Source organism: Microtetraspora malaysiensis (assembly GCF_001528665.1).
GTDB classification, from domain to species: Bacteria; Actinomycetota; Actinomycetes; order Streptosporangiales; family Streptosporangiaceae; genus Microtetraspora_A; species Microtetraspora_A malaysiensis.
In genome coordinates this window covers 43,080-63,047 of record NZ_BBYJ01000006.1, presented here as the reverse complement: position 1 = coordinate 63,047, position 19,968 = coordinate 43,080, and the positions used below count along the sequence as shown (strand labels likewise).

18 protein-coding genes and 1 riboswitch are annotated in these 19,968 nt (G+C 69.8%); of the genes, 10 read left to right on the top strand and 8 right to left on the bottom strand.

Annotation, left to right across the window (positions count from 1 at the left end):
- The first annotated feature begins 929 nt into the window (after positions 1 to 929).
- The 4 genes from AWQ71_RS05720 (at position 930) to AWQ71_RS05705 (ending at position 5,646) form a co-directional block, all read left to right on the top strand.
- Positions 930 to 2,366, top strand: a complete 1,437-nt coding sequence (locus AWQ71_RS05720; RefSeq protein ID WP_067127840.1) for an MBOAT family O-acyltransferase — start codon at positions 930 to 932, stop codon at positions 2,364 to 2,366.
- Positions 2,367 to 2,378: 12 nt separating this feature from the next.
- On the top strand, positions 2,379 to 3,584 hold the full coding sequence (locus AWQ71_RS05715) for an alginate O-acetyltransferase AlgX-related protein (RefSeq protein WP_067127837.1): 1,206 nt from the start codon (positions 2,379 to 2,381) through the stop codon (positions 3,582 to 3,584).
- 350 nt (positions 3,585 to 3,934) lie between these two features.
- The gene (locus tag AWQ71_RS05710; protein ID WP_067127833.1) at positions 3,935 to 5,002 is read left to right on the top strand and encodes a PDDEXK family nuclease; all 1,068 of its coding nucleotides are present in this window, start codon (positions 3,935 to 3,937) and stop codon (positions 5,000 to 5,002) included.
- A 113-nt stretch (positions 5,003 to 5,115) separates the two neighbouring features.
- Positions 5,116 to 5,646 (top strand): pentapeptide repeat-containing protein, encoded by a 531-nt coding sequence (locus AWQ71_RS05705; protein WP_218001684.1) that lies wholly within the window; start codon positions 5,116 to 5,118, stop codon positions 5,644 to 5,646.
- A 183-nt stretch (positions 5,647 to 5,829) separates the two neighbouring features.
- On the opposite strand, the gene AWQ71_RS05700 is transcribed toward AWQ71_RS05705, so the two are convergent.
- From AWQ71_RS05700 to AWQ71_RS05680, 5 genes are all read right to left on the bottom strand, one after another.
- Positions 5,830 to 6,492 carry a tetratricopeptide repeat protein gene (locus tag AWQ71_RS05700; RefSeq protein ID WP_067127830.1) on the bottom strand — a complete coding sequence of 221 codons (663 nt, stop codon included), beginning with the start codon at positions 6,490 to 6,492 and terminating at the stop codon, positions 5,830 to 5,832.
- 238 nt (positions 6,493 to 6,730) lie between these two features.
- Entirely contained in the window at positions 6,731 to 7,561 is an 831-nt protein-coding gene (locus AWQ71_RS05695; RefSeq protein ID WP_067128846.1) for an adenosylcobinamide amidohydrolase, read from the bottom strand.
- Between the two features lie 16 nt (positions 7,562 to 7,577).
- A complete protein-coding gene (locus AWQ71_RS05690) occupies positions 7,578 to 8,375 on the bottom strand; it encodes an ABC transporter ATP-binding protein (protein ID WP_067127826.1) in 798 nt (265 codons plus the stop codon).
- A complete protein-coding gene (locus tag AWQ71_RS05685; RefSeq protein ID WP_084258674.1) occupies positions 8,372 to 9,337 on the bottom strand; it encodes a FecCD family ABC transporter permease in 966 nt (321 codons plus the stop codon). Before AWQ71_RS05685 ends, AWQ71_RS05690 begins: the two co-directional genes overlap by 4 nt.
- Positions 9,338 to 9,692: 355 nt before the next feature.
- Entirely contained in the window at positions 9,693 to 10,646 is a 954-nt protein-coding gene (locus AWQ71_RS05680) for an ABC transporter substrate-binding protein (protein ID WP_067128840.1), read from the bottom strand.
- A gap of 76 nt (positions 10,647 to 10,722) precedes the next feature.
- Positions 10,723 to 10,838: riboswitch (cobalamin riboswitch) on the bottom strand.
- A 38-nt stretch (positions 10,839 to 10,876) separates the two neighbouring features.
- Between AWQ71_RS05680 and AWQ71_RS05675 the strand changes: the two genes are divergently transcribed.
- The 4 genes from AWQ71_RS05675 to AWQ71_RS05660 all read left to right on the top strand — a co-directional run bounded on the left by AWQ71_RS05675 (position 10,877) and on the right by AWQ71_RS05660 (position 14,826).
- Entirely contained in the window at positions 10,877 to 12,115 is a 1,239-nt protein-coding gene (locus tag AWQ71_RS05675; RefSeq protein ID WP_245658131.1) for a sensor histidine kinase, read from the top strand.
- Positions 12,112 to 12,753, top strand: a complete 642-nt coding sequence (locus AWQ71_RS05670; protein ID WP_067128834.1) for a response regulator — start codon at positions 12,112 to 12,114, stop codon at positions 12,751 to 12,753. The genes AWQ71_RS05675 and AWQ71_RS05670 overlap by 4 nt, the downstream gene beginning before the upstream one ends.
- 155 nt (positions 12,754 to 12,908) lie before the next feature.
- Entirely contained in the window at positions 12,909 to 14,237 is a 1,329-nt protein-coding gene (locus tag AWQ71_RS05665; protein ID WP_067127823.1) for an acyltransferase family protein, read from the top strand.
- A 7-nt stretch (positions 14,238 to 14,244) separates the two neighbouring features.
- Complete coding sequence (locus AWQ71_RS05660; protein WP_067127820.1) at positions 14,245 to 14,826, top strand: histidine phosphatase family protein; 582 nt, start codon at positions 14,245 to 14,247, stop codon at positions 14,824 to 14,826.
- Positions 14,827 to 14,891: 65 nt separating this feature from the next.
- On the opposite strand, the gene AWQ71_RS05655 is transcribed toward AWQ71_RS05660, so the two are convergent.
- The 3 genes from AWQ71_RS05655 to AWQ71_RS05645 all read right to left on the bottom strand — a co-directional run bounded on the left by AWQ71_RS05655 (position 14,892) and on the right by AWQ71_RS05645 (position 16,375).
- On the bottom strand, positions 14,892 to 15,155 hold the full coding sequence (locus tag AWQ71_RS05655; RefSeq protein ID WP_245658130.1) for a hypothetical protein: 264 nt from the start codon (positions 15,153 to 15,155) through the stop codon (positions 14,892 to 14,894).
- Between the two features lie 119 nt (positions 15,156 to 15,274).
- The gene (locus tag AWQ71_RS05650; protein ID WP_067127814.1) at positions 15,275 to 15,508 is read right to left on the bottom strand and encodes a DUF397 domain-containing protein; all 234 of its coding nucleotides are present in this window, start codon (positions 15,506 to 15,508) and stop codon (positions 15,275 to 15,277) included.
- A complete protein-coding gene (locus tag AWQ71_RS05645) occupies positions 15,509 to 16,375 on the bottom strand; it encodes a Sco1979 family transcriptional regulator (protein WP_084258607.1) in 867 nt (288 codons plus the stop codon).
- A gap of 156 nt (positions 16,376 to 16,531) precedes the next feature.
- On the opposite strand from AWQ71_RS05645, the gene AWQ71_RS05640 reads away from it, so the two are divergent.
- On the top strand, positions 16,532 to 17,050 hold the full coding sequence (locus tag AWQ71_RS05640; protein WP_067128828.1) for an ATP-binding protein: 519 nt from the start codon (positions 16,532 to 16,534) through the stop codon (positions 17,048 to 17,050).
- Positions 17,051 to 17,343: 293 nt separating this feature from the next.
- The gene (locus tag AWQ71_RS05635) at positions 17,344 to 19,845 is read left to right on the top strand and encodes a helicase-associated domain-containing protein (RefSeq protein WP_067127812.1); all 2,502 of its coding nucleotides are present in this window, start codon (positions 17,344 to 17,346) and stop codon (positions 19,843 to 19,845) included.
- Positions 19,846 to 19,968 lie beyond the last annotated feature (123 nt).

Here is a 19,968-nt window from a genome sequence, read left to right as displayed (position 1 = left end):
CCCCAGGCCACGTATCGGCCGCAGAGGCGTAGGCGATCCGGTGGGATACATGAGACTCCTCGAAGCAGGGCGAGGAGTCATCTTCTAATGCCGGCACAGGGCACCATTGTTCACGTTTCCCACTTGGAATTGATCCGTGATCATGCCGGGACCGGTGATTCGAATGCCCCAGTTCGCGAAGCAATGGATTCTCCTCGGACCGTCACCCGCGTCTTCGCCCGCCACCGGCCCCACGCTCCGAACCCCTGGCCTCGGACTCGACCGGGGGCGGCAAGATCAGCGCTCGGCTACATGCTCCAGCGCGTCACCGAGGGTGATGCTTCGAGACGGTCCAGCCACGCCCCGCGGCGCCCAGGACCTTGGCGGTGATCGGAGGCGAGAGCAGGGACAGCCCGCGCGCGGCGAGATCCCGGCCCGCCATGTCTGACTTCCGATTTGTCGCCTCGTCATGAACTGCTTACATTGGCTTTATAGTCGATCACGATACTTTTGCGACACCCGGGTAGCCGCAGTTCTGGAGGTTTCCCCCAAAGAGGCGCCCAAGGAGGAGCGTGTTCCACTCACTTAGGTCGAGGACATCCCTGTGCGGTACGACCAGGACCTGAGCTTGGAACACGTCGACGGCCATCTGATGCATTGGCATCGCCCAGTGGAACGCGGGAGTCCCGCGAAAGCGTGACCGGGCAAGGATAACGCGGAGTAGTGCCCTCTCAAAGGTTGCCGAGGCCCCCGTCACGGCAGTTTCGGCCGCACGGCTCCACCGCCCGGGCGACGCTCACGCTTCAGCGGTTTTCGTCGCGATGAGCCGCCCGGGGGCCCTGTCCTGCGCGAGTTCTCTCCTTTTCCGTGTGACGCCCGGACGCGGTTAAAGGGACCGAACTTTCCCACGCGGCCGCCAGGATCTCTCTTTCCCCCGCACCAGGAGACCGATGTCTTTCGCTTCGCCGATTTTCCTCTGGCTCTTCATGCCGGTCACGCTCACTGCATACTGGCTGCTCCCCGGCCGGTGGCGTAACGCATTGGTGGCCGTGGTCAGCCTGGTCTTCTATACCTGGGGTGCGGGCGCCTACACAGGTCTCCTGTTATCCGCCATCGCGGTGAACTACGCCGTCGGCATCGCGATCGACTCCGATCGGCTACGGGAACGCTCCCGATTACGCCTGTATCTACTGATCACGACCGTGCTGTGGAATCTGACGATCCTGGCCGTCTGGAAATACGCTGGATTCGCCAGTCACCAGATCGACGCGCTGTCGAGCGCGCTGGGACTGGGACACACCCCGATCATCGGTCTCGCCCTGCCGATCGGCATCTCCTTCTACACCTTTCACCATCTGTCCTATGTGGTGGACGTCTATCGGCGCAGCCGGCCCGCGCAGAAGAGCCCGGTTCAGTTCGTGACCTATATCGCGATGTTCCCGCAGCTCGTGGCCGGACCGATCGTCCGCTACCACGAGATCTCCGAGCAACTCGCCGACACCCGCCGCAGGAAACTGGACGACCTGGCCGTGGGCTTTCCCCGCTTCGCCCTCGGGCTGGCCAAGAAGGTGATCGTGGCGGACTCGATCGCACCGGTCGCGGACGCGGCCTTCGCTCATCCGGGCGGGCAGATGACCACGGCGACAGCGTGGCTCGGGGCGCTCGCCTACACCATCCAGATCTACTTCGACTTCTCCGGATACTCGGACATGGCCATCGGCCTCGGCGTCATGCTCGGGTTCCGGCTACCGGGCAACTTCGACCGCCCGTACTCGGCATACTCCATCACCGACTTCTGGCGCCGTTGGCACATGTCGCTGTCCCGCTGGTTCCGCGATTACGTGTACATCCCTCTCGGTGGGAACCGCGGAGGCCGGTTGGCCACCTACCGGAACCTGTGCATCATCTTCGTACTCTGCGGCTTCTGGCACGGCGCCGACTGGACGTTCCTCACCTGGGGCCTTTATCACGGCGCCCTGCTCGTATTCGAGCGAGCATCCGGATTCGACCGGATGCCGGGGAACGTCATCGTCCTGGTCGCGCGCCGGGCCGCGACCTTCCTCCTGGTGGTGGTCGGGTGGGTGTTCTTCCGGGCGGAGAACATGACGGAGGCCGTGCACATGCTCGGCGCGATGTTCAGCTGGCAGCCGGGCGCTCCCGATGAGTTCGTCGTGTTCGCGCTCGACCATCAGCGGTCCCTCGTCCTTGTCCTCGCACTGACCGTCGTACTGCTCCCCTCCTCGTTCTCGCTCGGCCGGTTGGTCGAGTCCGGACAGGGGCCCGCGGCGAAAGCGGCGCGGGCGGTGATGACGTGGGTGGCGGCCCCGTACGCCGGGGTGCTCGTCGCCGCCGGCACGTTCAGCCCGTTCCTCTACTACCAGTTTTGAAAGAGACGACAGATGACGTCGACCGACAGCACGCGGCGCCGCGAGAACGCCGGCTTTCGCCGGGTACGAGGCCGGCGTGCGGCCGCCGTTCTCGCCGCGGGACTGCTCTTCTTCGGCCCCATGGTGGCGTTCGCCGCAGGCGAGCGGGCCATCGAACTGGAGAACCGGAGACTCCCCGACTTCCCGGACCTCGCCGAGGGGTGGGCGTTCATCCCCAAGCTCGAATCCTGGGCGATCGCCCATCTGCCGCTGCGGCAGCATGCGGTGAGCGGGAACGCCGCGCTTTCCCAACTGCTCTTCCAGCAGCCTCCGACGTACCACACCGGCAGAGAACCGACGTACCCGCGAGTGATCGAAGGTCGGGACGGGTGGCTCTACTTCGGGGACGACGTGGCCGAGGCGTGCCGGCCGGAGTGGTCGATCGACGAGACGCTGGACCGTGTCCGCCGCCTCGCGAGAATGGTCCGGAAGTCCGGCAAGAGGTTCCTGTTCACTGTGGCTCCCGACAAGACCACCATCCATCCTGAGCATCTGCCGGAGCGGTTCCTCGGCGAGGACTGTCTGGAGAGGCGGAAGCGGGAGTTCTGGGCCGCGCTGGCACAGGCCGATCTGGACGGGTACATCGATCTCCGCTCGGCCCTGCTGAAATTACGGAACGAGGCAGGGAAAGCGGTCTACTGGAGTACCGACAGCCATTGGAACGACCGCTCCTCCGCCCTGTACGGCATGCTGCTCGCCGAGGCCGTCCAACCGGGTCTCACCGAAAGTAGCGATCTCACCCGAACGGGAAGCCAGACCAGGACGGGAGATCTCGGCCCACTGCTGGGCACCCCTCGGGAGGAGATCGTCGAGCAGTGGAGTCTGAAGCGGGAAGGGGTCCGCCAGCTCAGGCGGGACGACAGCGGGACGCCCCTGTGGTTCAGGGTCACCAACACCTCTGGGAAGGCGCCGCTGTTCACACCGAGGACCATCCTCATCGGCGACTCGTTCACCCGAACCTCCGTCCCATGGACCACGCCGTACTTCGCGGATCTGACCGTTATGCGTAGCGACGCGCCAGCCAGGGCGGGAGCACGGCAGGTGGCCGATCAGATCGCGGCGAGCGACGTGGTGGTGTTCGAAATGGTGGAGCGCTATTTCGTCGGGGGCCACGGCGAGATGCTGGACGACGCCACGCTCCAGGCCGTTGAGAAGGCACTGCAGGAAGGAGCTCGGTAGAGGTACCCGCGCGACGCCAACCCGGCGACGTCGCCGCGCTCTTCGGCTGTTCGGTCCGCGCTTGGGCCGCCTCACCAAGAGATGCCACGTGGCCAAGCACGCCCACAGCGCACAGTGAGGGTTGTGAAGGGCGTTCGCCATTTCCGGGATCAGCGCGACCACACACCGAGCCCTTGCCGAAACAGCGGAGCTCCTCTTCTGGCGCTATCTCGTTGCGAACGCTATCGGCAAGTCGGCATCGCAGGGAGCCGATGAAGCGACGCCAGGACCGCTCACCTTGGGCCGATTCCCGGTAGTTTCGATCTTGTTTCGATATCATCGCCGGGCAACCTGACGGAGGATCCCAGGAGATGGAAATGGGCGGCGACGGACTGTTTCACATCGACGAGGCAGGTCGTCTTGTGGCGATGCGGGTGGCGCCTTACGAAGCTGAAGAAGTACTCCAGGACTTGCTCGCCACTCACCCGGACCTGCTCGCCGGCGGGCAGATGACACCCGACGCTCCTCGCCGGTGGCTGTTGGTGCGGCGTGAATTCGGCATCCCCGACCGTGACGGCGGCAGCGGTCGGTGGAGTCTGGATCATCTCTTCGTCGATCAGGATGGCATTCCCACCCTGGTCGAGGTGAAACGCTCAAGCGACTCTCGAATACGCCGCGAAGTCGTCGGCCAGATGCTCGATTACGCCGCCAATGGCGTTCGCTATTGGCCGTCCCAGGATCTGCGTGTGCACTTTGAGCAGACGCAGCGTGAAGCAGGCCAGGACCCACAGGAAATGATCAGCCAGCTCTGCGGTGACGAGATGGTCACGGTGGAGGAGTTCTTCGCCAAAGTCGCGGAGAATCTGCGTACGGGCCGGATCCGCATGGTCTTCGTCGCTGACGTCATCCCCGATGATCTCCGCTGCATCGTGGAATTCCTCAACGAGCAGATGAACCCTGGAGAGGTTCTTGCCGTAGAGGTCAAGCAGTACCTTGCCGAGGGCTATCCGGGGAAGACACTCGTCCCAGTTGTATACGGACGCACCGCCGCCGCTTCTGCGAAGACTGCTACGAAACGGCCTGACCTGCGGGAAGTTCGACAGAACGCCGATGACCACGTTCGCACACTGTGGGACCTGCTCGAACGATGGACGCAGCGGCAGGGGGTCGCACTTCAAAGTGCCCCGAGCGGGATCCGCGTCTTGAGCCGGAGCGACCTGAGAGTAGCTCAGCTGTATCCCTCGGATCGGGTTCTCTGCTTCAATCTTGATCCCATGCGAAAGCGTGGACACGAATCGCTGGCCGCATCTTGCCTTGAATCTTTGCGCCCCCTTACCACGAAGGCTCTTACGTCGGCCTATCCGAGCCTGCCGGCCGGCGATGCCGTGGCCCGATGGGATGACGTCGAGACTATTCTTGACCGGCTCGTCCATGTTTAGGCGCCGCGTAAGCAAGCATACATTCGTCGCCTCTGCAAACTGACGCTCGCATGTGCTTCGGCGATAGATGCAGGGGGCGAGATTGATTCGGTCGGCACTCATCTTGCTTCGCGATGGCCGTCATGCTCTGCCCGGCCTGGTCGGCTGCGACAGCTGGTTGTGGTTCAGCGCAGCAGCATTCTCGATTCGACTCCAGCCGGGATGGCACAATGATGTACATGATTGATAAAGCTTCACCGAAGCAGCTGCTGAATTCACTTCGCCTCTACGCCACCGTCGAACGGCAAGTATTCGACGGCCAGGATCTCGCCTCGCTGCGACCGCGGCAGCTGTGGTTCGTGCGCTGCTCGTTCGTCGGGGTAGACCTACGTCACTCCGTCTTGGATGGCTGCTCCTTTAAGCTGTGCGACCTCAGCATGGCGCAACTTCGCGGCGCATCACTCAGAGGTGTTAGCCTGGCCGGCTGTAACCTGCGGGCGGCCGACCTGCGAGACACCGACCTGACCGCGACACAATTCAGCAGGGTCAACACGGGCACCCCGCCGCACGGCCTAACCGATGTCACTGACGCCAAGTTCGATAACGCCATCACTCGTGACATGCAACTCGAGCAAGTAATCGGTATTCCTTCGTGGTTTATCTAGATTCCTGCCCTGACGTTCGTCGGCAATATCGGGTGATGGATTCGACGACCGCCTCCAGTTCGATCAGTAATCCAGCCCAGCCGGCGTTCTCCCTCGCCTACAGCCCTGCCCCGATGCCGTTGGCGCCCAACGATGCCACTACCAGCGCCGACGGCTCAGAGATCACTAAATGCAGCTGGAGTCCTAGATCTCCCTTCTCGCCTGCTCGATTTGCCGCACGATGGCATGGGCACCATGCGCCTGTGCGATGGCGTGCGCCTCGTCGAGTGCAGCGAGCGCGTCCGCCCGCCGGTCCTGGGCGGCGGCGATGTAGGCCAGCCCGACCATGTTGGCGGCCACGCCCGGCAAGGCCCCGGCCTCCCGGCGCAGCCGCGACGACTCCTCCAGCCGCTCGCGCGCTTCGTCCAGCCGACCGGCCATGTGTGCCGCGATGCCCAAGTGCCGCAGGGCCTCGGACTGGGTCGGCTTGTCGCCGACCTGCGCCGCCAGCCGGCAGGACTGCTCCAGTTCCGGAACCGCAGTCTCGTTGTCACGCCGGATGACCTGATGGAGGCAGCCGATCCAGAACAACGCCTCGGCCTCGCCGCGCGCGTCGCCCAGCGCCCGGTACAGCTGGAGCGCGCGCTCAAACAATGGCAGTTCAGCCGGGTCCTCGACGGGTGACGAGCCAGCGCTGGCGCGCTCGTTGAGAAACCGCGCATGCAGGATCCGCCCACGGGCCAACGCGGCATCGGCCTCCACCGCGTCCAGGCCCCGTTCGGCGTTGGCCAGCACGCTGGCGTCGCCGCTGAACACTGCCCGTTCATAGAGCGTCTTGGCCCGTTCGATCCGGTCTTCGGCGCTCATCGCCGCCTCCGCCCTGACATGGTCACTACGTGCTAGATCAGCAGAAGAGTACTCCGGCCCAGGATCGTCATCTGGCGACGGCGACACCAAGCCCAAGCCCGTCGATCCCACTACCGGGCGACAACGACGCAAAGATCGATAAGTGCTACTGGAGTGCTAGGGACTATCGTTCCGCTCGGCTGTGATCAACCCGCCGCACCGGAAATACCCTGATCACCCCGATGTGCGGAAAACGGGGCTAGCCCAGGTGGGTCGCCGTCCACTGCCGGGATCCGGCGAGGACGGCCCGGTGGACGGCGCGCGCGATGCGGGCGCCCCAGATCGACCTCGGGCCGCCGAAGAGTTCCGGTCCGGCCTCCGCGCCGTGCCATGCCGCACGGCCGGTGCCGGGGCCGTCCCCCGTTCCGTGGTCCCGTACGGCGACGCAGACCGCGTCGGACGCGGTGCCGGTGCCCGGGAACCCGGCCTCGACCAACGCCTGGGTCTTCGCCTCCGTCACCGTCATGACGGCGTTGACCAGGGCCGCGTCGGTGAAGGCGACCGGAACCGCCACGACGATGTTGATCGTCCCGGGTGTGGGGAGGCCGGACGGCGCGGAGCCGCGCGGCGCCTCGTCACGCGGCGCCGGGTCGAGCGGTGGGTGATCGGGCAGGGCAGGCGTGTGCGGGGCCCGGTCAGGGGGCAATGGATCGAGCGTCGCCGGGTCGGCGAGCGCGGGACGCAGTTCGGGGTCGGGCCTGCCCTCGGGCGACGCCGCCCAGGTGGGGACGCGCAGCCCCACCGTGGCGACCGCCTCCACTCCCCCGTCCCACGCCTGGACGTACCGGTCCACGGACGCCGCGGTGAGCATCCCCACCCCGGCCCCGGGGCCCGGCGGCGCGAGTTCGGCCAGGTGATCCAGCGGGTCCATCCGCGCGTACGCGGCGACGACCTGGGCGTTCAGCACCCACGCGCGGGGGCCGATGCCGCCGCCGAGCATCGCCGACGAGATCATCCGCCACCCCGGGCCGAACTCCCACAGCAGCGACGCGAGCCGTGCCCCGTCCTCGTGCCGGTACCCCAGCGTCATCTTCATGCCGGGCAACCTATCGATCATCGGGGCGGAGCAACCGCACGAGAGGCCGTCCGTCCTCCTCGGCGTCCACGCGTACGCGGGCGCCGAAGTGCCGGGCCAGCAGCGGCTCGGTCAACACCTGCGCGGGAGGGCCCGACGCGACGACCCGGCCGTCCGCGAGCAGCAGCAGCGCGTCCGCGTACTGCCCGGCCAGACTCAGGTCGTGCAGCGTCGTCACGACGGTGAGGCCGTCGCCCGCGCGCAGCCGGTCCACGAGTTCGAGCACCTGCTGCTGGTGTCCCAGGTCGAGGGCGGTGGTCGGTTCGTCCAGCAGCAGGACGGGTGCTTGCTGGGCGAGCGCCCGGGCGAGGACGACGCGCTGGCGCTCGCCGCCGGACATGTGCGCCAGCGGTCGGGCCGCGAAGCCCGCGAGGTCGAGGCGCTCCAGCACCGCGCCGGCGATCTCCCGGTCCGCGGCGCTCTCCCGCCCCAGGTAGGGGATGTACGGCGTGCGCCCGAGCAGGGTGTAGTCGAACACCGTCATGTCCGGCGGCAGCGACGGGCTCTGCGGCGCGTACGCGATGAGCCTGGCCCGCTCGCGCGGCTTCAGGTCCCGGACCCGGACGCCGCCGGCGACGACCTCGCCGGTGTGCGGCAGGAGTCCCATCATGGCTTTGAGCAGGGTGGACTTGCCCGCGCCGTTCGGACCGACGACGGCCAGCCACTCCCCGCCGGCCGCCGAGACGGCGGCGCCGGAGAGGACCTCGCGCCCGTCCAGCCGGACGCCGAGGTCGGTGACCTCAAGGGGGTAGGTACGGCGGCCGCTCACGTGCCCACCCTCCGGGTCATGCGCAGGACCGCCACGAAGAACGGCGCGCCCACGAACGCCGTGACGACGCCGATCGGCAGCTCCGCCGGGGCGAGGATCGTACGGGCGACCGTGTCGGCGAGCACCAGGAAGGCCCCGCCGCCCAGGAAGGAGATCGGCAGCACGATGCGGTAGGACCAGCCCGCCAGCCTCCGCACCACGTGCGGAACCACGATCCCGACGAAGGCGATCAGCCCGCCCACCGCCACCGCGGCCGCCGTGGCGAGCGAGGCGGCGAGCAGCACCACGAACCGGACCCGGCCCGCGCGCAGCCCCAGCCCGGCGGCCTCCTCGTCGCCGACCGACAGCACGTCCAGCAGCCGCCCGTGCAGCAGGAGCACGACCGTCGAGACCACGACGTACGGCGCGATCATCCACACCTGCTCCCAGCCTCCGCCGACGTCGCCCAGGATCCAGGAGTAGATGCGCTGGAGCTCCTCCAGCTTGAGCTGCTGCGCGAAGGTCTGGATCGCGGTCAGGAACGACGTGACCGCGACGCCGGCGAGCACCAGCGTGGCGGTCCCGCCCCCGCGACCGGCGGTGTTCCCCACGGCGTACGCGAGGAGGACGCCGCCGACCGCGCCCACGAACGCGGCGACGGGGACGATCGCCACTCCGGCGTCCCCGCCGAGGAACACGACGACCAGGGTCACACTGAGCCCGGCGCCGGCCGCCGCGCCGAGCAGGTACGGGTCGGCCAGCGGGTTGCGGAACACCCCCTGGTATCCCGCGCCCGCGATGGCCAGCAACCCGCCGACGAGGGCGGCGAGCAGCACGCGCGGCAGCCGGAGCTGGAACAGCAGCCCCTGGTCGACCGGCGCGAGCCCCGAGTCCAGGTGGACGAACGGCAGCCGGTCGAGCAGGGCGAAAAGGATCCCCTTGGGCGAGATGTCGGCCGCGCCGACGAGCAGCCCGACGGCCATGCTCGCGAGCAGGAGGGCCACCGCGACCAGCAGCGTCACCGTCCGGAGCCGCCCCGGCCGTGACCGCGCCGCCTCGGACGGCCGTGCCTCGGACGGCCGTGCCTCGGACCGTCTTGCGTCGGAACGGCTGGATCCGGGCCCGTCGCCCTCCTGGTCCACGACCTCCACCGCCTCCGCGCGGCCCGCGTCCGCGCGGACGCGATCGGCCCCGGCCAAGTCGGCACGGGCCGAATCACCACGGGCCGAATCACCACGGGCCGGATCAGCGGGCTCCAGATCATGGTGGACCCCGTCGGACCGCGGCGAATCCGCACAGAGCGGATCGGCGCGGGGCGGCTCGGCACTCATGACGCGATCAGCTCGCGGCCTTCTGGACGGCCTCGCCGATCGTCTTGGCGAGATCCACGACGCGCGGCCCCCAGCGGGAGGCGATGTCGTCGTCGAGCTCGATCACCCGGTCGTTCTTGATCGCGGACAGGCCGGACCAGCCGGGGCGCTTGGCGAGCGCGGCGTTGTTCTGCCCGCAGCACTTGGTGTCGCCGAGGAAGATCAGCTCCGGGTCCGCCTTGACGACGAACTCGGCCGAGAGCTTGGGATAGCCGCCGGCCGCGTCGGGCGCCTTGTCGGCCACGTTGACCAGCCCGAACAGGCCGTAGACCTGCCCGAGGAAGGTAGTGGACGTCGCCGCGTAGGGCGTGGTGTCCAGCTCGTGATAGTAGGTGAGCTTCTTGTCCTTGGGCGCGGCGGCGGCGAGCTGGTCGATCTCGCGCTTCATGTCCGCCACCACCTCGGCGGCCTTCTCCGCGTTGCCGGTGGCCGCGCCCAGGTCGATGATCTCGTCGTACGCCTCGTCGAGCGTGTTGGCGGCGGGCTCCACGATGACGGGCACGCCCACCTTCGTCAGCCCGGCCACGACGTTGTCGATGTCGTTGGAGAGCACGACCAGGTCCGGCTTGGCCTCGACGATGGCCTCGACGTTGGGCTTGAACCCCGACAGCGACGTCTTCGGCACCTCCGCGGGGTAGTTGGACTGGTCGTCCACGGCGGTGACCTGGCTTCCGGCGCCCACGGCGTACAGGGTCTCGGTAGCGGTCGGGGAGAGCGACACGATGCGCTCGGGGCGCTTGGCGATGGTCACCGCTCCGTTGCCGGCCTGGACCGTGACGGGGAAGGCGGAGCCCGCGGCGGGCGCCGAAGCGGTAGCGCTCTCGGAGGGCGCGGCTCCTGCGGTGCCGTCCGTCTGGCCACAACCGGCCAGGACGACGACACCCAGCAACGCGCCCGCGAAGGTCGTGCGTAGCGGCGACACGAAGTCCTCCAGGGGGATCACCGGGAATTGGAGAGACCCGTGTCAATTGACGGATCACCCTTTTCCACGAGGGTCGATGGCGTCGGCGCACGGTGCAGGCGACCTGGCTCGCCCCCTGGGGACGGGGGCTCACAGTTGCGGGACAGCGCCGGTCTCTCACCGGACTTCGCTACGCCGTGCGTCGGGATGAACGGTATCAACCGGACCACTGACCAAATAGTCTTGCCCCCGTGGGAGGCATCGTTCAGCGCGCAGGACTGGCCGCGCGGGCGACCGGCCACCTGCTTCTCAGCCTGCTGCTGGTCCCTCTGTGCGTGCTGGCTCTCGTGCAGTTCCTCCTGTCGCTGGTGCTCAGCGTGACGTTCGTCGGCCTGCTCCTGCTGCCGGTGACGACGCGGGTGAACCGGGCCGTCACCGGGCTCGCCAGGCGGCTCGCCTCCCGCTGGCTCGGCCGGCCGGTCACGGCGCAGTACGGGCCCCGCTCGGGCCTGCTGAACCGGGCCCTGCAGACCCTGAACGACCCGATGACCTGGCGGGACATCGGCTGGCTCGCCCTCCATCTCGTCGCCGGCATGGTGCTGCCCATCCTGGCGATCGCCCTGTGGGGCGCGCTCGGGTTCGACCTGGGCCTGCCGTTCTGGTGGTGGGCGGTGCCGACGGAACACACCGTGAACCTGACCGGCGTCCCCATCGACAGCTGGTTCAAGGTGATCACCGTCGTGCCGGTCCACTTCGCGGCCTTCACCGCCATCGCGCTGTGGGCGATCCCCCTGCTGGCCACCGCCGACGCGCACCTGTCCCGGCTGGTCCTCGCCACCCCCGAGCGCGTACGGCTGGCCGAACGCGTCGCCGAGCTGACCGAGACCCGGGCGGCGGCGCTCGACGCGCACGGCGCGGAGCTGCGCCGCATCGAGCGCGACCTGCACGACGGCGCGCAGGCCCGGCTGGTGTCGATCGCGATGCGCCTCGGCATCGCCGAGCGGATGATGGCGAGCGACCCCGCCAGGGCGGCCGAGCTGGTCGCGGAGGCCCGGCGGAGCACCGAGGAGACGATGACCGAGCTGCGCGGCATCATCCGCGGCATGTACCCGCCGATCCTCGCCGACCGCGGACTGCCCGGCGCGGTGGCCGCCCTCGCCGCCGGATGTCCGGTACCTGTGACGACCGCGACGGACGGCGTCGCCCGATTACCCGCCGCCGTGGAGGCGGCGGCCTACTTCGTCGTGGCGGAGGCGCTGACCAACGTGGCCAAGCACAGCGGCGCGTCGTCCGCGTCGGTCCGGCTGAGCGAGACGGACGGGCGGCTGACCGTCGTGGTCACCGACGACGGCCGGGGCGCGGCGGACGAGACCGCGGGCACCGGCCTGAAGGGGATCCGGCGCAGGGCGGCGGCCTTCGACGGGGGCGCCCGGCTGACCAGCCCGCCCGGCGGGCCGACGACCCTGACTGTGGAGCTGCCGTGCCGGTGAGAGTGCTGATCGTCGAGGACAACGTGCTGCTGGCCGAGGGGCTGGCGCTGCTGCTCCGCACCGAGGGGCACGAGGTGACCGGGACGGTCGACACCGCCGAGGCGTTCCTGCGCGCCGTCGACGAGCAGCGGCCCGACATCGCCGTGGTCGACGTGCGGCTGCCGCCGACCTTCAGCGACGAGGGCGTGCGCGCCGCCGTCGAGGTGCGGCGCAGGCACCCGGGCCAGCCGATCCTCGTGCTCTCGCAGTACGTCGAGCGGACGTATGCGACCGAGCTGCTGGCGAGCGGCGAGGGCGGCATCGGCTACATGCTGAAGGACCGGGTCGGCCGGATCTCGGAGTTCGTCGACGCGCTGCGGCGGGTGGCCGGCGGCGGCACGGCCATGGACCCGGAGGTCATCTCCCAACTGCTGGTACGGCAGGGCCGCCATCCGGTGGACGCGCTGAGCCCGCGCGAGCGCGAGGTGCTCGCCCTCATGGCCGAGGGCAGGTCGAACGGCGACATCGCGGCGCACCTGACGGTCACGGAACGCTCGGTGCACAAGCATGTCGGCAACATCTTCGTCAAGCTCGGGCTGCCGCCGAGCGACGGCGGGCACCGCCGGGTGTTGGCCGTGCTCAGCTACCTGTCGCACTGACATGGTCGGGTCTTCCGGAGGGCGATGGTGTAGCTGGCTACACCCCCGGTGGTAGTCCTGGCCGAACGATCAGAACGGGGGACTGCACCGCTGCGCCGAGCAGGGGTTTTTCGCAATGCTTGAGGAGTTGATCCCCAGCGGAGGCGAATTCCCCCATGTCACTGACCATGCTCCCCCCATCCCGTACCGGCGTGCCGGCGAGCCCCGCGCACCGGGACAGGTTCGTCGACATCCTGCGCGTTTTCGGGATGGTCCTGGTCGTCGTCCAGCACTGGACCATGCCGGTGCTCGTCTACGCCGACGGGCGGCTGTCCACGGGGAACGCGCTGGCCGGGGTACCGATGATCACCTGGATCAGCCAGGTGATGCCGCTGGTGTTCTTCGCGGGCGGCGCCGCGAACGCGATGAGCTGGCGCTCCGCCCGGGACAAGGGGCGCACGCCCGGGCTCTGGGTGGCGGGACGGCTGCGGCGGCTCGCCTGGCCGGTGCTGCCGCTGGCGTTCGTCTGGTTGCCGCTCCCCTACGTTCTCGGGGCCTTCGACGTGCCCGAGCAGCCGGTCGCGGTCGCGGCCCGGACCGTGGGGCAGCTCCTGTGGTTCCTCGCGGTCTATCTGCTGGCGGTGGTGACCACGCCGTACCTGTCGCGGCAGCCCGCCGGACGGGTGCTTCCGGCGCTGGCGGCGGGCGCGGTGCTGGTGGACGTGGTCCGGTTCTCCGGGCTGGAGCAGGCGGGCTACCTGAACGTGCTGTTCGTCTGGCTCGCCGTCCACCAGGTCGGTTTCCTGTACGCCGAGGGCCGGCTGGAGTGGCTGCGCGGTGGGCGCGCCCTGGCGCTGTCGGTCGCGGGCTTCGGCATGGTCGCCGGGATGGTGGCCGCGGGGCCGTACCCGCCGCACATGATCGGGATGCCCGGAGCGGTGTCGAACATGGCCCCGCCGAGCGCCTGCATGCTGGCGCTGTTCGTCGGGCAGCTCGGGCTGGCGATGCTGCTGCGGCCGGCGCTCGACCGGATCACCCGCGGCGGCCGGGTGGACACGCTGCTCCGTGTTCTCGCCCCCCGGATGATGACGCTCTACCTCTGGCACATGACGGCGCTGGTCATCGTGTCGGGGGTCGCCATCCTGGGGTTCGGGGCGGACACGCCCGAGGTGGGCACCGCCTCCTGGTGGGCGCGGATCCCGCTCTGGCTGGCGGCGCTGACGGTCGTGCTGCTCGCGCTGGTCGGCCTCTTCGGCCGGATGGAGGAGCCGCCCGGCACCGCCTCGGCCCGCATCGTGGTCGTCGGCACCCTCATGATCGGCGCGGGGCTGACCACCCTCATGGTCACCGGGTTCACCGTCGGGCTGCTCCCGCCGCTCGCCACCTGCGTGCTCATCGCGGGCCTGTTCGTGCTCACCCGAAGGGGCGCGGCGTGGTCGGGCGACCCGGCCCTGACCGTTCCTGGGCGTGACCCGGCGACGGCGAGCGGCGCCCTGCCGGGATGATGCCCATATGGATGTCATTCTGCTGAGGCACGGCGAGACGGAATGGAGCAGGGACGGACGGCACACCGGCCTGACGGACCTGCCGCTCACGGAGCGGGGCGAGGAGCAGGCGCGCGCGCTCGGCCGGGTGGTGCGGGGGCGCGCGTTCGCCCTCGCCTTCTCCAGCCCCGCGCGGCGGGCCCGCGAGACCGCCCGGCTCGCCGGGCTTTCGGCCGTCGAGACCGATCCCCACCTGTGGGAGTGGGACTACGGCGGGTACGAGGGGATCACCACCCCGGAGATCCGCGCGACGCGCCCCGGCTGGTATCTCTGGCGCGACGGCGTCGTCCCGGGCGACGCGGCGCATCCCGGGGAGAGTGTCACGCACGTGGGCGAGCGGGCGGACAAGGTGATCGCCCGGATCCGGGCCGCCGACGGCGACGTCGTGCTCGTCTCGCACGGCCATTTCCTGCGCGTGCTCGCCGCCCGCTGGCTGGGCCTGCCCGCCGGCGACGGGCGGTTCTTCCGCCTGGACACCGGGACGTACTCCGCGCTCGGATTCGAGCACGGCGAGCCCGCCGTCCTGCGGTGGAACGCCCCGGTTCCCTGACGCTTTCGGCTCCCCTGAGGACGCGGCGCCGTTGACGCGTCTCAGGGCCCGGCCGCGGCGCGAACTCAGCCGGTCGCGACCTGCTGGGGCCGGGGGCCGCGGCCGGTCAGCCATTCGAGGACTTCGCGGTGGCCGGTTCGCGCGTCCTCGAAGTGGCCCCAGTGCCAGTATCTGGGTTGGTCCCGGACCCCGGTGACCCACGTCCGGTAGGCCACCGGCCGGGATCTCCCGTCGGTGGACCCCGCCGCCGTGGCGACGCCGTATGTGCGGATCACGACGCGGCCGCCGGGTGCGAAGAGCACGTCGTCGGCAACGGGGTAGAAAGTCATCTGATCCAGCATGGCGAGCCCCCTCATCTCACGATGGTGTGGGACCCAATCTGCCGGACGCGTGTTACACGGTCCCGCACGAGCCGGTTAAGGCCGTACGTGGTCGCGTAAAAACGGCGTTACACCAGAAGACCGTCGAACTCCCCGTCTTTGACTCCGAGCACCAGCGCTCGAATCTCGTCCCGTGTGTAGATGAGCGCCGGCCCCTCGGGGAATCGCGAGTTCCGCACGGCCACACCGCCGTCGGGAAGCTCGGCGAGCTCCACGCAGTTGCCGGTCGAGTTGCTCCGAACGCTCTTTCGCCAGGTGACCCCGGTCAGGTCAGTGGCCGGCATCCCGTTATATGTCTGCATTTACATCTCTCTGAGAAGATCGCCGATGATCTCGGCGGTACCCCCGGGCGTGGTGCTCTCCACGCACAACTGCTCCATGGCGGTGAGGTAAGGATCGATGTCCTCACGCTTGTCGAGGTACAGCGCACCCCACAGCTGCTCGACGTAGACCACGTCCGAAAGATCGGCCTCGGGAAAACGGAGGATCGTGAACGCCCCTCCCTCCGCCGCGTGCATGCCGAAGCGGAACGGCATCACCTGAACGGTGATGTTGGGCAGCATCGACACCTCCAGCAGGTGCTGGAGCTGCTCCCGCATGATCCCCTCGCCACCGATGGGGCGCTTGAGCGCGGCTTCGTCGATGACCGCCCAGAGCCTCGGCCCACCCTTCTGCCGCAGCCGTTCCTGGCGCTGCATACGCAGATGGACGCGGTGCTCGATCGACTCCTCCGGGTCGTCCGGGTAGCCGAGTCGGATCACCGCGCGGGCGTACGCGGCCGTCTGGAGCAGGCCGGGCACGAACTGCACCTCATAGGTGCGGATCACGCTCGCCGCCTCTTCGAGTCCGATGAAGGTGACGAACCAGTTCGGCAGTACGTCGCCGTACTTGTGCCACCAGCCGGGCGTGTTGGCCTCACGGACCATCTCCAGCAGGCCACGGCGTTCGGCGTCGTCGTGGACGCCGTACAACGTGAGCAGGTCTTCGACATCACGTGTCTTGAATCCGACCCGGCCGAGCTCCATCCGGCTGATCTTGGATTCTGAGGCGCGGATATGGAATCCCGCGACCTCCCGGGTCAGTCCCCGGTCCTCGCGCAGTTTGCGAAGGCTCGCACCAAGCATGATTCGCCGAACGGTGGAGCCGGATCCAGGCGGATCTATCGACACGTGCTATTCCTCCGGTATGTGGACTGAGTCACAGTCTGTCAAAGATCGCCCCCTTCGTCCCAGAGGTGTATTGGGGGTAACCGTAGCGCGTGCATCCCCCAAATGCACGTGCATCCGCTCTTGCACATGCACGTGACCGTGCACCATCATGATCTCGTGCAGTCCGCGAACCTGACTCGTGGCCAAACCCAGTGGTCGGCGCTCGATTGGTGGCCTCCCCTCGGCTGGTGGCCGGAACCCGCGCGTGATCTTCTCGCCCCCGGATCCGCCGCCGCAAGCGCCACATTCGTCCTGCTTCCGAGCGCGGAGTCGATCCACTCGGCCCGCAGTTTCGCCGTGGGGACGCTGGCCGGCTGGAACATGGGCGAGCTGGCCGAGGGCATGGAGCTCGTCGTCTCCGAACTCGCCACCAACGCCCTCCGGCACGGCCTCATGCTCGGCGCCGCGCCGCGCCGCCGCGACCGCGAGGTCGTACGGCTGTCGCTGATCCGCCGCGGCCCTCTGGTCACCTGCGCGATCACCGACCCCGGCTCGGCCGCCCCGGTGCTGCGTGATCCGTCTCCGTTCGAGCCGGGCGGGCTGGGACTGCACATCGTCGAGTCCATGAGCGTGTGCTGGGGCTGGTCTCCGCTCGCGCCCCAGGGCAAGGCCGTCTGGGCCGTCCTCTCCGCCTGACCCGTCGCGACCGGTTCGCCCGGTCGCGCTTCCCCATCGCCGCGTCCGCCCGCCGTGCGCGCTCCGACTTTCTCTCCCCCCGGCCCGTCCCCTCCCCCGCGCTCGTGCACGACGCCGAGACGCCGAGACGCCGCGACGGCCGCGCCGGAGCGGGGCGCGGCCGGGGGTGCCGCGCCTCCGGGCCGATCTCGTCAGGAGTCAAACAGGGGCTCATATTTCTGTCGCCCGGCCCCCCGCGACCCGCGATCTGGATTACGGTGGCCCTCCCGAGACTCCCGAGAGAGCTCTGTCTGATGGACGATCACCTGACCGGCTGGCTGGCCGCTCTCGACGAAGAACGACTCACGCGCGTGCTGGGCAACCGCCCGGACGCCCTCATCCCGCCATGGCCCCGCACGCTTGACGCCCTCGCCGAACGGCTCGCCGGCGACTTCGCCGTCATGGAGGTCATGCGCACACTTCCCCTCCCGGCCCTGGAGATCGTGCAGGCGTGCCTCGCGCTCGGCGACCGTCCCGCTGAGGACCGGCTCGCCCGTTTCCTGGGCGTGAGCGTCTCGGAGACCATCCCCTGGCTGGACCGCCTGTACGACCACGCCCTGGCCTGGCCGGAGCCCGACGGCAGGATCGGGCTGGCCGGAGCACTCGCCCACTGGTGGACGGCCCCGTGCGGCCTCGGCGAGCCGCTCGCCGCGTACCTCGACTCATGGACGCTGAACGCCGAGGGCCTGCGGCGGATGTGCCGCAACCTCGGCGTCCCGCCCCAGGGGACGAGACGCCAGATGATGACTCGGGTGTCGGCGGCTCTGAGCGACGCCGAGCTGTTGTCGTCCCTGGTCGCCGAGGCGCCGGAGGGCACGATCGGCATGCTCGACGACTTCGCCTGGGACGGCCCGATCCGCAGCGTGAACGGCGACCTGTTCATCACGCTGGGGACCCCGGAGAAATGGGCCGTCGAGCGCGGCCTGCTCTTCCGTACGCAGTGGGGGGTCGCCGGAATGCCGCGGGAGGTGGCGCTGGCCCTGCGCGGGCCGGACTACCACCCGCCGTTCACGCCGTGTCCGCCCGACCTCGCGACCGTCGCGGTCGACGCGGAGGCGGTCGAGTACGAGATGTGCCTGGCCGCGCCGCGGCTGCTCGACCGCGCGACCGCCGTCCTGGAGAACATCGACAAGACGCCGCTGCCCCTGCTGAAGGGCGGCGGCGTCGGCGTGCGCGAGGTGAAGCGCGTCGCCAAGGAGACCGGCTGCGCCGAGGCGGAGGCCCGCCTCCTGATCGAGGTGTCGGCCGTGGCCCGGCTGATCGGCCTGGACGAGGAGGCGGGCGGGCTCGTCCCCACCGACAGGTTCGACCGGTGGCGGCTGTCGGAGGGCCCGGCCCGGCTCCGCGTGCTGCTGGCCGCCTGGTGGCGGATGGAGCGGTCGTCCCTGCGGCGCGTCCAGGAGCGGTACGCGACCGTGCTGGGCGACGACCCCGAGGGCGAGACGGTCGCCCGGATCCGCCGTGCCCTGCTCGGCGCGCTCACGGAGATCCCCGAGGGCCGGGGCTTCGCGACGTTTCCGGAGCTCGTGCAGGCCGTCCACTGGCGGGCGCCACTGCTCGACAGGGAGCTGCTCGCCGAATGCGCCCCGGCCGTTCTGGAGGAGGCCGCGCTGCTCGGGCTGTGCTCCGGCCCGGCCCTGACCGCGCTGGGCCGGGCGCTGGCCGCGCTCGGCTCGGTCGCGGGCGGCGAGAACGACAGCGCCGTCGCCGAGGTCGAGCACGACCCGGCCCTGGCGGAGCGGTCGGCCAAGGCGCTGGCGAGCGCGCAGCGCACGGCGCTCTTCGGCGCGGACTTGACGGCCGTCGTCACCGGCCCGCCCTCCGCCGAGCTGGCGTCCCTGCTCGACCGCACCGCCGACCGCGAGTCCCAGGGAGCGGCGTCGGTCTGGCGGTTCGGCCCCGCCAGCGTTCGGCGTGCCCTGGACGCCGGGGAGAGCGCCGACACGCTGCTCGACGCGCTAGCCGAGGTGGGCACGCTGCCCCAGCCGCTCGTGTACCTCGTCCGGGACGTGGCCCGCAGGCACGGCGAGGTCACCGTGGCCTCGGTGGGCTGCGTCGTCCTCGGCTCGGATCCCGCGCTGCTGGCCGAGATCAACGCGCATCGCAAGCTCGGCCGGCTCGGCCTCCGCCTCCTGGCGCCGACCGTTCTGGCGAGCGGCGCGACCCCCGAGCGGACGCTCGCCGCGCTGCGCGAGGCCGGGTACGCCCCGGTGCCCGACGGCTTCGGCGGGCTCGCCGTCCGCCGCGGCCCGCGCCCGGGCCACGACACCCCGGACCGGACCGGTGACCGGGAGGGGAAGCGCGCCGGGGAGCGCGAGCCGGACCCGCGCGACGGCCGGTTGATCCTGTTCCCCGGCGGGCGGACCGCCGAGGCCGACGTCCCCGCCCACCCGTACGGGCTGCTGGACGGCCTCGCGACCCTCCCGCCGGACGTGCCGGACCCGCGTGAGCACGCGCGGAGGCTGCTCGCAGCAAGCGGGGCCCGCCGTGGCGGCGAGACGCCCGACCGGGCGCCGGGCCGGACGTGGGCGGTCATCGGGCGCCGGGCGATCCGGTTGCCGACCGCGCAGCAGACGCTGCTCGGCTTCGTCGTCGATCGGGGCGTACGCGCGCTGATCACGCTGACGGACGGCGTGACCGCCACGGTGAGCCACGGCGAGCTGCGCGACGGCGTCCTCGACGCGTGGTGCGAGGAGGCCGGGGACTACCTCGACTTCCCGCTGGGCGAGATCACCTCGGTCGTCGCCGCCCGCTAGGGCGCGTATCGGATTGTGATCAACCTGCAGGCTTCGCCCGCGCGGCGAAGCCTGATCCGATAGGCCGTCTTGGGTGACGCGAGTCCAACGTCCCGCTGGAATCCGATGGAAATTCGTAGCGGC

Bases quoted from the DNA above. Each gene is read 5' to 3' on its own strand.
- AWQ71_RS05660 (WP_067127820.1), top strand. From the start codon at position 14,245: ATGGATGTCATTCTGCTGAGGCACGGCGAGACGGAATGGAGCAGGGAC.
- AWQ71_RS05685 (WP_084258674.1), bottom strand. From the start codon at position 9,337: ATGGCCGTCGGGCTGCTCGTCGGCGCGGCCGACATCTCGCCCAAGGGG.
- AWQ71_RS05635 (WP_067127812.1), top strand. From the start codon at position 17,344: ATGGACGATCACCTGACCGGCTGGCTGGCCGCTCTCGACGAAGAACGA.
- AWQ71_RS05715 (WP_067127837.1), top strand. From the start codon at position 2,379: ATGACGTCGACCGACAGCACGCGGCGCCGCGAGAACGCCGGCTTTCGC.
- AWQ71_RS05710 (WP_067127833.1), top strand. From the start codon at position 3,935: ATGGAAATGGGCGGCGACGGACTGTTTCACATCGACGAGGCAGGTCGT.
- AWQ71_RS05705 (WP_218001684.1), top strand. From the start codon at position 5,116: ATGGCCGTCATGCTCTGCCCGGCCTGGTCGGCTGCGACAGCTGGTTGT.
- AWQ71_RS05700 (WP_067127830.1), bottom strand. From the start codon at position 6,492: ATGAGCGCCGAAGACCGGATCGAACGGGCCAAGACGCTCTATGAACGG.
- AWQ71_RS05720 (WP_067127840.1), top strand. From the start codon at position 930: ATGTCTTTCGCTTCGCCGATTTTCCTCTGGCTCTTCATGCCGGTCACG.
- AWQ71_RS05650 (WP_067127814.1), bottom strand. From the start codon at position 15,508: ATGCAGACATATAACGGGATGCCGGCCACTGACCTGACCGGGGTCACC.
- AWQ71_RS05655 (WP_245658130.1), bottom strand. From the start codon at position 15,155: ATGACTTTCTACCCCGTTGCCGACGACGTGCTCTTCGCACCCGGCGGC.
- AWQ71_RS05695 (WP_067128846.1), bottom strand. From the start codon at position 7,561: ATGACGCTGGGGTACCGGCACGAGGACGGGGCACGGCTCGCGTCGCTG.
- AWQ71_RS05665 (WP_067127823.1), top strand. From the start codon at position 12,909: ATGTCACTGACCATGCTCCCCCCATCCCGTACCGGCGTGCCGGCGAGC.